This is a genomic window from Nocardiopsis sp. iso_186, from assembly GCF_056173365.1.
This window is the reverse complement of sequence record NZ_CM149670.1, coordinates 5,184,240-5,196,802: the sequence shown is the minus strand read 5'-3', so window position 1 is coordinate 5,196,802 and position 12,563 is coordinate 5,184,240. Positions and strand designations below refer to the sequence as shown.

Here is a 12,563-nt window from a genome sequence, read left to right as displayed (position 1 = left end):
TCGAAGCGATGGAATTTGAGGCTCAAAGCCCCTTCTTCCCGTGATTTAAAACTGATAATCACATAGGAATCGGTTCTGTGAATCACGGGAATCACAGGAACCTTGTATAGCCTCCCCCCGAAAACCCCCGGGCGGGTCCGGAATCGGATTCCTCCGCCCCACTCCTCGACAGGTGGTGCCCTGGCTGATGGCCGATCGGAAACTGACGGTGCTGTTCCTCCCCGAAAGCGCCTACGGTCCGACCAACAACTGCATCGGGATCGGTGACATCCTGCGTGCCAGGGGACATCGGGTGGTGTTCGCGGCGGAATCCTCATGGAAGGGTCGCCTGGCGCCGCTCGGTTTCGAGGAGGCCCTGGTCGAGCTCTCCCCGCCGGCCGGGGACGATGCCGAGCAGGACGCCGGCCAGTTCTGGAAGGACTACATCGCCCAGATCTCCCCGGAGTTCCGCAAACCCACCTCCCAACAGCTCGAAACGGTCATCCGACCGATCTTCGACGAGCTCATCGCGGGAGTGAAGTACGCCGAGCCGCGGCTCAAGGAGATCATCGCTGAGGTGCGTCCCGACGTCATCGTCGAGGACAACGTGGTGCTGTTCCCGGCGCTGGCCACCGCGGGGGTGCCGTTCGTCCGGATCGTCTCGTGCAATCCGTTGGAGGTCCCCGGCAAGGCGGTGCCGCCGGCCTTCTCCGGCCTTCCCACCGGAGCCCGCGGCGCGGCCGCCGACTTCCAGGCCGAGTACGCGCGAACCCACGGCGAGCTATGGGCGGAGTTCAACGACTATGTCGTTGCCCAAGGGGCGCCGGCGCTCCCGGACCTCCAGTTCATGCCGGAGGCCGACCTCAACCTCTATGTCTATCCGGAGGTCGCCGACTACGTGGACCGTCGTCCCCTCGGCCCCTCCTGGCACCGGTTGGACTCCTCGGTTCGACGGACCGGTATCCCCGTGGAGATTCCCGCCCCCATCGCCTCGGGCGAGGGGTCGTTGATCTACTTCAGCCTGGGCTCGTTGGGGTCGGCCGACGTGGAGTTGATGCAGCGTCTGATCGACATGCTGGAGCACACTGTGCACCGCTACATCGTGTCGATGGGCCCCCGGCACGAAGAACTGCGGCTGCCCGACAACATGTGGGGCGCGGAGTTCCTGCCCCAGACCACCATTCTTCCGCTGGTGGACCTGGTCATCACGCACGGCGGCAACAACACCGTCACCGAGGCGCTGCACTTCGGCAAGCCGATGATCGTGCTGCCGCTGTTCTGGGACCAGTACGACAACGCCCAGCGCGTCCACGAACTGGGTCTCGGGCAGCGTCTGGACCCCTACCAGTTCGAGCCTGACGAGTTGCGCGCCACCGTGGAGAACCTGCTCGGCAACGCGGCACTGCGCCGCAGCCTCACCGAGACGGGAGAGGAGATCCGCAGTCGCGAAGGCGTCGTGCGCGCGGCCGACCTGATCGAGTCCGCCGTCCGTTGACCCTGCGCGCGCTCTGCGCTTCCGTGCCCTGACGAAGCGCCCCGATGCAATTGCATCGGGGCGCTTTTTCGTGGCGGTCCGTGCGCGCCATGCGTCACGTACCGCGGTGCGTCCGGCTCAGTCCTTCGTCGCACCCACCTTCAGCGCGTCCTTGGACTCGTCCACGTCCACCCGCACGGTGTCGCCCTCGCGAAGCTCGCCGGAGAGCAACGCCCGCGCGAGCGGGTCGCCGATCGACGCCTGGACGAGCCGGCGCAGCGGGCGTGCGCCGTAGACGGGATCGAAGCCGGTCAGGGCCAGCCACTCGCGGGCCGCGGGAGTGACCTCCAGGCCCAGGCGGCGGTCGGCCAGACGCTTTGCCAATTTGTTGACCTGGAGATCCACGATCCTGGTCAGCTCCTCGGTGGACAACGCGTCGAAGACGATGACATCGTCCAGCCGGTTCAGGAACTCCGGCTTGAAGGTGGTGCGTACCACCTGCATCACCTTGTCGTGCCGGCTCGCCTCGTCCATCGACTGGTCCACCAGGAACTGCGAACCCAGGTTGGAGGTCAAAATCAGGATGGTGTTGCGGAAATCCACCTGGCGCCCCTGGCCGTCGGTCAACCGGCCGTCGTCCAGTACCTGGAGCAGGGTGTCGAAGACCTCGATGTGTGCTTTCTCCACCTCGTCCAGCAGCACGACCGTGTAGGGCCTGCGCCGGACCGCTTCGGTGAGCTGACCGCCCTCCTCGTAGCCGACGTAGCCGGGAGGCGCCCCGACCAGCCGTGCCACCGAGTGTTTCTCGGAGTACTCGCTCATGTCGATGCGCACGATCGCGCGCTCGTCGTCGAACAGGAACTCCGCCAGAGCCTTGGCCAGCTCGGTCTTTCCCACACCGGTGGGACCGAGGAACAGGAAGGAACCCGTGGGCCGGTCGGGGTCGGAGATCCCGGCGCGGGCACGGCGTACGGCGTCGGAGACCGCGGCGACCGCCTTGGCCTGCCCGATCAACCGTTGGCCCAGCTCCTCCTCCATCCGCAGCAGCTTGGAGGTCTCGCCCTCCAGGAGTCGCCCCACGGGGATGCCGGTCCAGGAGGAGACGACCTCGGCGACATCGTCTGCGCCGACCTCGTCCTTGACCATGGCGGACTGGTCGCGCTCGACCTCGTCCTCCTCCGCGGCCTCCTCCAACTGGCGCTCCAGTTGCGGGATCTCGCCGTACATCAGCCGGGACGCCTCCTCGAAGGCTCCGTCGCGCTGCGCGCGTTCGGCCTGGCCGCGTAGGGCGTCCAACCGCTCCTTGAGCTCACCGACCCGGTTCAGGCCCGCCTTCTCCTGCTCCCAGCGCGCGATCAGGCCGTTGAGATGCTCCTGTTTGTCGGCGAGGTCAGCGCGCAAGCGCTCCAGCCGGTGCAGGGACGCGGAGTCGGACTCCTTCTCCAGCGCCAGCTCCTCCATCTTGAGCCGGTCCACGGCACGTTGGAGCTCGTCGATCTCCACCGGGCGGGAGTCGATCTCCATGCGCAGCCGGGAGGCCGCCTCGTCGATCAGGTCGATGGCTTTGTCGGGCAGGAACCGCGCCGTTATGTAGCGGTCGGACAGTGTTGCCGCCGCGACCAGTGCGGAGTCGGCGATCTGCACCTTGTGGTGGGCCTCGTAGCGGCTCTTCAACCCCCGCAGGATCGCAATCGTGTCGGCTGCCGAAGGCTCACCCACCATGACCTGCTGGAACCGTCGCTCAAGCGCCGGATCCTTCTCGATGCGCTCGCGGTACTCGTCCAGGGTGGTGGCACCCACCATGCGCAGCTCGCCTCTGGCCAGCATCGGCTTGAGCATGTTGCCCGCGTCCATGGCACCCTCGGCGGCACCCGCGCCCACGACCGTGTGCAGCTCGTCGATGAAGGTGATGACCTGCCCGTTGCTCTCCTTGATCTCGTTGAGGACGGCCTTCAGCCGTTCCTCGAACTCGCCCCGGTATTTCGCGCCGGCCACCATCGCGGCGAGGTCGAGTGAGATGAGCCGCTTGTCGCGCAGAGACTCGGGGACGTCCCCGGCGACGATGCGCTGGGCCAGGCCCTCGACGACCGCGGTCTTGCCCACCCCGGGTTCGCCGATGAGAACCGGGTTGTTCTTGGTGCGTCGCGACAGGACCTGGATGACCCGCCTGATCTCGGAGTCGCGCCCGATCACCGGGTCCAACTCGCCTGCCCGGGCCCGCTCGGTGAGGTTGACGCCGTACTTCTCCAGGGACTGGTACGTCTCCTCCGGATTTTCTGAGGTGACCTTGGCGTGCCCGCGAACCCGCTCGAACGCCTCCAGCAGCGCTTCGGGGGTGGCCCCCGACTCGCGCAGCAGTGTCGCGGCCGTCCCGCCGTCGGTGGCCAGCCCCACGAGCAGGTGCTCGGTGGAGACGAACGCGTCCTCCAACTGCTCGGCGCGCTGGGCCGCGGTGTTCAGTGACACGATCAGCTGACGCGAACTGCCCGGCGTGCTCAGACTCGTGCCAGACGCCTTGGGCAGGCCCGCGATGGCTTCTTCGACCTGTGCGTTCAATACCGCAGGGTCCACTCCGACCTCTTTGAGGAGCGGCCGGATGACCCCCTCGGACTGGTTGACCAGTGCGACGAGCAGATGGACCGGCTCGACCTGCGGACTGCCGTCCGTGGTCGCGCGCCGGATCGCCCCCGACAGCGCTTCCTGGCTCTTCTTGGTGAACTTGTACTCCACGGCTCTTGCGCCCCCTTCTGGTGAAACACGAGAACAGTCGGATCAGTGCCTGTGGTCCGGCACGTCCCCGAGCCTCGGGGCCGTGACCAGGGCCTACTGCTCGGGGGGGTGGGTGTTGAAGATGGTGAGCCGGGTGCGGCGCACCAGCTCGCCGCCCGGGGCGTCCGGGCGTGCGACCCCGGCGGCCCGCCGCACTGCCGCACGCGCCGCCTCCATCTCGTTGTGGAGATGGAACAGGTGCTCGCGCAACTCGGTGACCTCGCGCTGTAGCTCCAGGATGCGTTTGATCCCGGCGAGGTTGATGCCCTCCACCTGGGACAGCCGCTGTACCTCCCGCAACTGCTGGATGTCGCGCATCGAGTAGCGCCGTCCACGTCCGGACGCCCGGCCCGGTGAGACCAGACCGAGCCGGTCGTACTGCCGAAGGGTCTGCGGGTGCAGCCCGGACAGCTCCGCCGCCACCGAGATGACATAGACCGGAGTGTCATCGCCGAACGCGGGAGTGGTCATGGCTCTTACGCCCCCTTAGCCCGCGCTTCGAGGTCGCTGCGCGGGTCCTGGTCGGCTGTGGCGGTGCGGAACTGCTCCAGGGCTTGCCGAGCCTCACTGCTGAGGTTCTGCGGGACCGCGACCTCGATGGTGACCAGCATGTCGCCGACCGTGCCGTCGCGTCGCTGGGCACCCTTGCCGCGGACCCGGAGCGTGCGCCCGTTGGGTGTGCCCTGGGGAATCTTGACGGTGACAGGGAAACCGTTCATCGTCGGGACGCGGACGTCCGCGCCGAGTACCGCCTCGGGGAAGGTCACCGGGACGGTGATGGTCAGATTGTCACCGGACTTGCCGAACACCGGGTGCGGCTGCACATGTACCACCACGAATAGGTCTCCGGCCGGGCCGCCTCGTTCGCCCGGCGCGCCCTTGCCCTTGATGCGGATCTTCTGGCCGTCGGACACGCCTGCCGGGATCCGGGCCTGAATCGTGCGGGTGCTCTTGCCGCGTCCGCTGCCGTGGCAGGTGGTGCACGGGTCGTTGACGACGAGTCCGCGCCCCCGGCACTCGCTGCACGGCTCCGACAGGGAGAAGCCGCCCAGGTTCTTGTTCTCGTGCCCGGTCCCCGAGCACTTGGGGCAGACCCGCGGCGCACTGCCGTCCTTGGCCCCGGTGCCCCGGCAGGTCGGGCAGGAAGTCTCGGAGGTCAGATGGAACGACCGGGTCACCCCGTTGGCGGCCTCCGCGAAGGTCAGCTTCGCCTCGGTCTCCACGTCCGCGCCGCGTCTGGCCTGGGTCGTCAACCGGCCTCCGCGTCCGCCGAACAGGCCCCCGAACAGGTCGCTCAGCCGCTCGCCGCCTGCGCCGCCGGCACCACCCGGGGTTCCCTGGCCGAACAGGTCACCGAGGTTGAAGTCGCCGGCCCCGCCGCCGCCATTGGGGCGGTAGGCCCCGCCGAACATGGAACGGGCGTCGTCGTACTCCTTGCGGCGTTTCTCGTCGGACAGGACGCTGTACGCCTCGGAGATCTCCTTGAAGGTCTTCTCCGCCGCGGCGTCGCTCTTGTTGGCGTCGGGGTGGTACTTACGGGCGAGCTTGCGGTAGGACGACTTGATCTCGTCAGCCGTGGCCGTCTTTGAGACTCCGAGGACCTTGTAAAAGTCCTTCTCCAGGTAGTCCTTGGTGCTCATCGACGCCTGCTTCTCCCTGTGCTCGTCCGTTGTGTCTGCATCCCCCGCCGATCCCGGCCGCCAAGGGCCGGATCCGCCGTGTTCGGCGGAAGGCCGGGGGCGGTGCCGCGGTTTCGGCCGCACCGCCCCCGGTTCACTACTGCTCGCCCTCGGCCGGGGCCTCGGCCTCGGCGGGTGAGGGCGTCTCGGCCGCGGGCTGCGGCGCGGGCGCATCGTCACCCGGCCCGGCCACGACCACGCGGGCCGGTCGGATGATGCGCTCACCGATGAGGTAACCGGGCTGGAACACTTCCAGGACGGTGGGCACGCTCACGCCGGGGGAGGGGACCATGGTCAGGGCCTCGTGCACGTTCGGGTCGAACTCGTCGCCCTGCTCCGCGTACTTCTTCAACCCCAACTTGGTCACCAGCGACTCCAGCGACTCGCCGACCGACTTGAACCCGCCGTTCAGCTCGTCGTGGGAGCGGGCCCGCCCGATGTCGTCCAGGATCGGCAGCAGCTCGCCCAGGACCTGGGCCAGCGCCTGCTCCCGCACGACCACCCGGTCGCGCTCGACCCGCTTGCGGTAGTTGACGTACTCCGCCTGCAACCGCTTCAGGTCGTTCGTGCGCTCGGTGAGTTCCTCCCGCAGCGACGACAGTTCCGTGTCGTCGAGCGCGGGAACCTCCTCTGCGACTACGGGTTCCGCAGCGTCGTCCGGCTCTGCCTCGGGCGCCGCAGTCGGCTCCTCGGCAGGCTCCGGGGTACGCAGCTCACCGGTTTCGGGGTCGATGCGCCGCTTGTCGCGGATCACCGGGCCCTGCTGTTCGTTGCCGTTCTCGTTCTCCGGCACCGCCATTTAGCTACGCCTCCTCTTCGACTGGCCGCGGACTTCAGGCGTTGCCTTCGCGCTTGGGCTGCTCCTCGTCAACGATCTCGGCGTCCACGACGTCGTTGTCGTCGGCGGAGGCGTTCGGGCCCGGGGCGTCCGCGGAGTCGCCGCTCTGCTGGTTCTGGCTGTAGATCGCGGAACCGATCTTCTGGCTGGAAAGCGCGACCTTCTCGCTCGCGGAGCGGATGGCGTCGATGTCGGAGCCTTCGAGAGCCTTCTTCAGCTCGGCGACGGCCTCCTGGGTCTCGGTCTTGACCTCGGCCGGGATCTTGTCGTCGTTGTCGGCGATGACCTTCTCGGTCTGGTAGACCAGCGACTCGGCGTTGTTGCGGACCTCGGCGTCCTCACGGCGCTTGCGGTCTTCGTCGGCGTACTGCTCGGCGTCGCGGATCATCTGGTCGATGTCCTCCTTCGGCAGGGCGGACCCGCCGGAGATGGTCACCGACTGCTCCTTGCCCGTGCCCAGGTCCTTGGCCGTGACGTTGACGATGCCGTTGGCGTCGATGTCGAAGGCGACCTCGACCTGCGGGACACCGCGCGGCGCCGGGGGCAGGCCGGTGAGGTCGAAGACCCCGAGGCGGCGGTTGTCCCGGGCGAACTCGCGCTCGCCCTGGTAGACCTGGATCTGCACGGAAGGCTGGTTGTCGTCGGCGGTCGTGAAGATCTCCGAGCGCTTGGTCGGGATGGCCGTGTTGCGCTCGATGAGCTTGGTGAACACGCCGCCCTTGGTCTCGATGCCCAGCGACAGCGGGGTCACGTCGAGCAGCAGGACGTCCTTGACGTCGCCCTTGAGCACGCCGGCCTGAAGGGCCGCGCCGATGGCCACGACCTCGTCGGGGTTGACGCCCTTGTTGGGCTCCTTGCCGCCGGTCAGCTCCTTGACCAGGTTCACGACGGCCGGCATACGGGTGGAACCGCCGACCAGGACCACGTGGTCGATCTTGTTGACGCCGATGCTGGCGTCCCGGATGACCTGCTGGAACGGAGCCTTGGTGCGCTCAAGGAGGTCGGAGGTGAGGCGCTGGAACTCGGCTCGGCTGAGCTTCTCGTCCAGGTGCAGCGGGCCCTCGGCCGACGCCGTGATGTAGGGGAGGTTGATCGAGGTCTCGCTGGAGCTGGACAGCTCGATCTTGGCCTTCTCGGCGGCCTCGCGCAGACGCTGGAGCGCCATCTTGTCCTTGGCCAGGTTGACGCCGTTGCTGTTCTTGAACCGCTCGACCAGCCAGTTGACGACGGCCTGGTCCCAGTCGTCGCCGCCGAGGTGGTTGTCGCCGTGGGTGGCCTTGACCTCGACCACGCCGTCGCCGACGTCCAGCAGTGAGACGTCGAAGGTGCCGCCGCCCAGGTCGAAGACCAGGATGGTGGCTTCCTCCTCCTTCTCCAGGTGGTAGGCCAGCGCGGCGGAGGTGGGCTCGTTGATGATGCGCAGGACGTTGAGGCCCGCGATCTTGCCCGCGTCCTTGGTGGCCTGGCGCTCGGAGTCGCTGAAGTAGGCCGGGACGGTGATGACCGCGTCGGTGACCTCTTCGCCCAGGTACGCCTCGGCGTCGCGCTTGAGCTTTTGCAGAACGAAGGCGCTGATCTGCTGGGGGTTGAAGGTCTTGTCGTCGATCTCGACGGTCCAGTCGGTGCCGATGTGGCGCTTGACCGAGCGGATGGTCCGGTTGACGTTGGTCACCGCCTGACGCTTGGCCACCTCGCCGACGAGGACCTCGCCGTTCTTCGCGAAGGCTACGACGGACGGGGTCGTCCGGGCGCCTTCGGCGTTGGCGATAACCGTGGGCTCGCCGCCCTCCAGGACCGAGACGACCGAGTTCGTCGTACCCAGGTCGATGCCGACCGCACGTGCCATGAGTGCATCCTCCGTGAAAGTTGAGTCGTACTAGCGCAATATTGCTTCGGGATCTGCTTGCTGTCAAATCAGTTGAGTCGGGTCGGCTCAACTTTCCTTGCATGAAGGATCAACGTGGCTGTGGGGTCACTTGTTCCCGTTCCGATCGTCTTCTTCCCGTGGAATCGACGAACCAAGGGGCTTTTCAGGGAAGACCTTGACCCGGCTCAGGGGATGGCGTTCGGCCTCTCGGGGGCGCTCGCGCGGCGAGCCTGCGTCAGGGGGTGCGCACGCTGATCACTAACGTAGGAGTCATCTGGCTTCCGGTGCGGATGCCCTCCCGTAGGGGCACCGGCCGGCATTGCACTACTCGCTAGTAACATAAATTTCTGATCCCCGGTGTGTGGCGCATCGGGAGACCTGAGCCAAGCAGGATGGAGGCCGCGGACGATGCTCCACGTGATTCTGGGGATCTTTTCGGTTGCGTTCGCCGTGGTCGGGACAGCGATGTTCGCGATTGGCATCCGCCATGTCGTGCGAACCGTGCGCCTCGGCCAACCGGTGACCGACCGTCAGGGTCCGTTCGGGAAGCGCTTGACGAACATGCTGGTCGAAACGCTCGGCCACACCCGCATGCTCAAGTGGCGGTGGATCGGTGTCGCGCACTGGTTCGTGATGGTGTCCTTCGGCGCGCTGTTCTTCACTATCGTCGAGGCGTTCGGCGAGGTCTGGAACCCGCACTACGAAATCCCGATCATCGGGGAGTGGGCGGTCTACGGCCTTGCCATGGAGCTCATCGCAGCCCTGGGCGCGCTGGCGATCCTGGGACTGGCCGTCTACCGCCAGGTGCGAGGACCGCGCCGGCTGGGCCGCCAGTCGCGGTTCGCCAACTCGACCCACTGGCAGGCCTACTACGTCGAGGCCTACATCTTCGGCATCTACCTCTGCATCTTCCTGATCCGCGGCTTCCGCGTGGCCATGGACCACTTCCCCTACCCGGTGTGGGCCACCCCCGTCTCACACGCCCTGGGTGCGGTTCTGCCGCCCTCGGAGATCGGTCTGTCGGTCGTGGCCACGGTGAAGCTCGTGCTGTCCTTCCTGTTCTTCGCGATGATCGGCAAGATCCTCACGATGGGGATCGGGTGGCACCGCTTCACCGCCTTCTTCAACATCTACTTCAAGCGCAACGCCGACGGCAGCGTCGCGCTCGGCCCGGCCAAGCAGATGCTGAACAAGGACGGCAAGCCGCTGGACTTCGAGGAGGCCGACCCCGACGAGGACCCCTTCGGGGTCGGAAAGGTCGAGGACTTCACCTGGAAGGGCCTCCTCGACTTCACCACCTGCACCGAGTGCGGCCGCTGCCAGTCGCAGTGCCCGGCCTGGAACACCGGCAAGCCGCTCTCGCCCAAGAAGCTGGTCATGGACCTGCGCGACCACGCCTATGCCAAGGCGCCCTACCTGACGGCCGGGATCAACGAGCAGACCCCCGACATCCATGACGACGTCCTCGCCCTGCTCAGCCGCCCGCTGGTGGGTACCGAGGAGGAGAACGGCGTCATCGACCCCGACGTCCTGTGGGCCTGCACCAACTGCGGTGCCTGCGTCGAGCAGTGCCCCGTCAACATCGAGCACGTCAACCACATCCTGGACATGCGTCGCTACCAGGTCATGATCGAGTCGAACTTCCCCTCCGAGGCCAACAGCCTGCTCAAGAACCTTGAGAACAAGGGCAACCCGTGGGGGATGAGCGAGACCAAGCGGATGGACTGGATCTCCGAGGTCAACTTCGAGGTCCCTGTCGTCGAGGACAAGCTGCCCGAGGGGACCGAGTACCTGTTCTGGGTCGGTTGCGCGGGCGCGCTCGAGGACCGTGCGAAGAAGACCACCAAGGCGATTGCCGAACTCCTGCACATCGCCGGGGTCAAGTTCGCGGTGCTGGGCGGGATGGAGGCGTGCACCGGCGACCCGGCGCGCCGCCTGGGCATGGAGTTCATCTTCCAGATGCTGGCCCAGCAGAACGTCGAGACCCTCAACGAGGTCGGCGTCACCAGGATCGTGGCGAGCTGCCCGCACTGCTTCAACACCCTGGGCAACGAGTACCCGCAGCTGGGCGGCAACTACGACGTCGTCCACCACAGTCAACTGCTGGCCGCACTCGTGGACGAGGGACGGCTCACCCCGGTCCAGCCGATCGAGGAGAACATCACCTACCACGACCCCTGCTTCCTGGGGCGGCACAACAAGGTCTACACCCCGCCGCGCGACATCATGGCCCAGGTCCCCGGGATCACGACCGTGGAGATGCACCGCCACAAGGAGCGCGGCTTCTGCTGCGGCGCGGGCGGTGCGCGGATGTGGATGGAAGAGCGCATCGGCAAGCGCATCAACACCGAGCGGGTCAACGAGGCCCTGACCACCAACCCCGACACCGTGTCCACGGCTTGCCCGTTCTGCCAGGTCATGCTCGGTGATGCCATCAACGAGAAGAAGTCCAAGGGCGAGGCGAAGGAGACTCTGGAGGTCGTCAACGTCTCCCAGCTCCTGCTCCGCTCGGTCAAGGGCGAGCAGCCTGCGACGGCCGAGGAGCCGGCGGTCTAGTCACTGTCACGTGCGGGACCGGGCCCCGGGGGAACAAGGCGAGACCGCCCTCCCCAGGGGCCCGCGTCGTTGCGGCTGCCGGTCGGGCGGACCGGAAGGGGGCCGGGGCCCGGTCAGCGGCGAGGCATGCGCACCCGGCGACGCACGGTGTGCGGAGCACGCGGGGCCGGCGGGACCGGGGCAACGGAGGGAGGAAGTCCCAGCACCCGGTCGAGTTCTTCGGGACTGATCCGGCCTACCGCAGTCGCCGCTGCGACCAGGACGTCGGTGTAGAGGTCGATCTCGGCCAGAGCGACGTCATCGTGCAGACGCGTGTCGAGGTTTGTGTCCACCGGCACCCGCCTCCAATACGAACAGTCCCCCGGCAGGGGAAAGCCCTGCCGATTCGGAGGAGCCGAGGGAGGGCCGCCGTTCAGTGTCGATATCAAGATTACGCGGCGGTAGCCAGGCGGGGCATGGCCCATCAGGACCATTTTCGATCTGCCTGCTGATGTAGTTCTTCAATGCCATGGATTCGTGGCATTTCGCATGCCCTATGGGCTAGGGAGACCGAATTAGTAGACCGATTTTCTCTCTTTTGAGCAGGGAAAAGCGAACTCGGTCAATTGCTGTGAACTGCGGAGATGATCAGGCGGGTCGGAGTGTGGTGGAGGTGTTCCCGATTTCCGGGTAGCCCGGAAATCGGTTAGCGCCACTCGACCTGACGGTGCTCCTGTGCGTAGCCCGCGTATTTCTCCGGTGTGCGGGCGAATACGGCCAGGTCGGCGTCGGTGAGTTCCCGGATCACTTTGCCGGGGACCCCGGCCCACAGCGTTCCGGCGGGCACGACCTTGCGCGGTGGCACCAGCGCTCCGGCAGCCACGAGCGCTCCTGCGCCCACGCGCGCTCCCCCCAAGACCGTGGCGCCGATTCCGATCAGTGCACCCTCTTCGATGACCGCTCCGTGCACCATCGCCTGGTGCCCCAGGCTCACCCGGTCGGCGAGGACGGCCGGCTCGCCCGGGTCGGCGTGCAGACCGCACTGGTCCTGAATGTTGCACTGCTCACCGATGACGATGTCCTCGGTGTCGGCGCGCAGGACCGATCCGTACCAGACGCTGCTGTGCGCGCCTATGCGCACCCGTCCCACAACGACTGCCCCGGGGGCGATCCATGCGTCAGGGTGGATCGTCGGTTCACCGAAGGCCGCGTCTCCGATCAGGGCGTCGATCATGGGCCGATCTCCTTCGCCGGACGAGCGTTACGTGGTAACGGAATGGCCGATCCAGCCACACCGGGGTGAGAACGCGCATACCTTAGTAGGTGCGCGCCTCCGGCGCATGCGGCGGGCCCGTATCGTCACCCACCACACACTGGCCGCTGAGGGCGGCCCCGACGCCTCACTACTACTGTGAAGCCTCT

At 67.0% G+C, this 12,563-nt stretch carries 9 protein-coding genes; 2 read left to right on the top strand and 7 right to left on the bottom strand.

What is annotated here, in order from left to right; all coding sequences use genetic code 11:
• Positions 1-187 precede the first annotated feature (187 nt).
• The gene (locus AC0VYP_RS22580; protein ID WP_285758350.1) at positions 188-1,474 is read left to right on the top strand and encodes a glycosyltransferase; all 1,287 of its coding nucleotides are present in this window, start codon (positions 188-190) and stop codon (positions 1,472-1,474) included.
• 117 nt (positions 1,475-1,591) lie between these two features.
• Here AC0VYP_RS22580 and clpB read toward each other — a convergent pair whose 3' ends face one another.
• From clpB to dnaK, 5 genes are all read right to left on the bottom strand, one after another.
• Positions 1,592-4,183, bottom strand: a complete 2,592-nt coding sequence (clpB, locus tag AC0VYP_RS22575; RefSeq protein WP_475471726.1) for an ATP-dependent chaperone ClpB — start codon at positions 4,181-4,183, stop codon at positions 1,592-1,594.
• 93 nt (positions 4,184-4,276) lie between these two features.
• Positions 4,277-4,693, bottom strand: a complete 417-nt coding sequence (locus tag AC0VYP_RS22570; RefSeq protein WP_285758352.1) for a heat shock protein transcriptional repressor HspR — start codon at positions 4,691-4,693, stop codon at positions 4,277-4,279.
• A 5-nt stretch (positions 4,694-4,698) separates the two neighbouring features.
• Positions 4,699-5,862 (bottom strand): molecular chaperone DnaJ, encoded by a 1,164-nt coding sequence (dnaJ, locus tag AC0VYP_RS22565; protein ID WP_475471724.1) that lies wholly within the window; start codon positions 5,860-5,862, stop codon positions 4,699-4,701.
• A 136-nt stretch (positions 5,863-5,998) separates the two neighbouring features.
• The gene (gene grpE, locus AC0VYP_RS22560; protein WP_285758355.1) at positions 5,999-6,700 is read right to left on the bottom strand and encodes a nucleotide exchange factor GrpE; all 702 of its coding nucleotides are present in this window, start codon (positions 6,698-6,700) and stop codon (positions 5,999-6,001) included.
• Between the two features lie 34 nt (positions 6,701-6,734).
• Positions 6,735-8,585: a molecular chaperone DnaK gene (gene dnaK / locus AC0VYP_RS22555; RefSeq protein ID WP_475471722.1), complete on the bottom strand. Its 1,851-nt coding sequence runs from the start codon at positions 8,583-8,585 to the stop codon at positions 6,735-6,737.
• Between the two features lie 429 nt (positions 8,586-9,014).
• Between dnaK and AC0VYP_RS22550 the strand changes: the two genes are divergently transcribed.
• The gene (locus AC0VYP_RS22550) at positions 9,015-11,162 is read left to right on the top strand and encodes a heterodisulfide reductase-related iron-sulfur binding cluster (protein WP_475471721.1); all 2,148 of its coding nucleotides are present in this window, start codon (positions 9,015-9,017) and stop codon (positions 11,160-11,162) included.
• A gap of 113 nt (positions 11,163-11,275) precedes the next feature.
• On the opposite strand, the gene AC0VYP_RS22545 is transcribed toward AC0VYP_RS22550, so the two are convergent.
• Both AC0VYP_RS22545 and AC0VYP_RS22540 read right to left on the bottom strand, forming a co-directional pair.
• Positions 11,276-11,500, bottom strand: a complete 225-nt coding sequence (locus AC0VYP_RS22545; RefSeq protein WP_475471719.1) for a hypothetical protein — start codon at positions 11,498-11,500, stop codon at positions 11,276-11,278.
• A 347-nt stretch (positions 11,501-11,847) separates the two neighbouring features.
• Positions 11,848-12,375, bottom strand: a complete 528-nt coding sequence (locus AC0VYP_RS22540; protein WP_285758361.1) for a gamma carbonic anhydrase family protein — start codon at positions 12,373-12,375, stop codon at positions 11,848-11,850.
• Positions 12,376-12,563: the final 188 nt, after the last annotated feature.

What these genes read in the sequence shown, in the direction of transcription:
- AC0VYP_RS22570 (WP_285758352.1), bottom strand. Translation starts at nt 4,693, where the DNA reads ATGACCACTCCCGCGTTCGGCGATGACACTCCGGTCTATGTCATCTCG.
- AC0VYP_RS22580 (WP_285758350.1), top strand. Translation starts at nt 188, where the DNA reads ATGGCCGATCGGAAACTGACGGTGCTGTTCCTCCCCGAAAGCGCCTAC.
- AC0VYP_RS22540 (WP_285758361.1), bottom strand. Translation starts at nt 12,375, where the DNA reads ATGATCGACGCCCTGATCGGAGACGCGGCCTTCGGTGAACCGACGATC.
- AC0VYP_RS22550 (WP_475471721.1), top strand. Translation starts at nt 9,015, where the DNA reads ATGCTCCACGTGATTCTGGGGATCTTTTCGGTTGCGTTCGCCGTGGTC.
- dnaJ (WP_475471724.1), bottom strand. Translation starts at nt 5,862, where the DNA reads ATGAGCACCAAGGACTACCTGGAGAAGGACTTTTACAAGGTCCTCGGA.
- grpE (WP_285758355.1), bottom strand. Translation starts at nt 6,700, where the DNA reads ATGGCGGTGCCGGAGAACGAGAACGGCAACGAACAGCAGGGCCCGGTG.
- dnaK (WP_475471722.1), bottom strand. Translation starts at nt 8,585, where the DNA reads ATGGCACGTGCGGTCGGCATCGACCTGGGTACGACGAACTCGGTCGTC.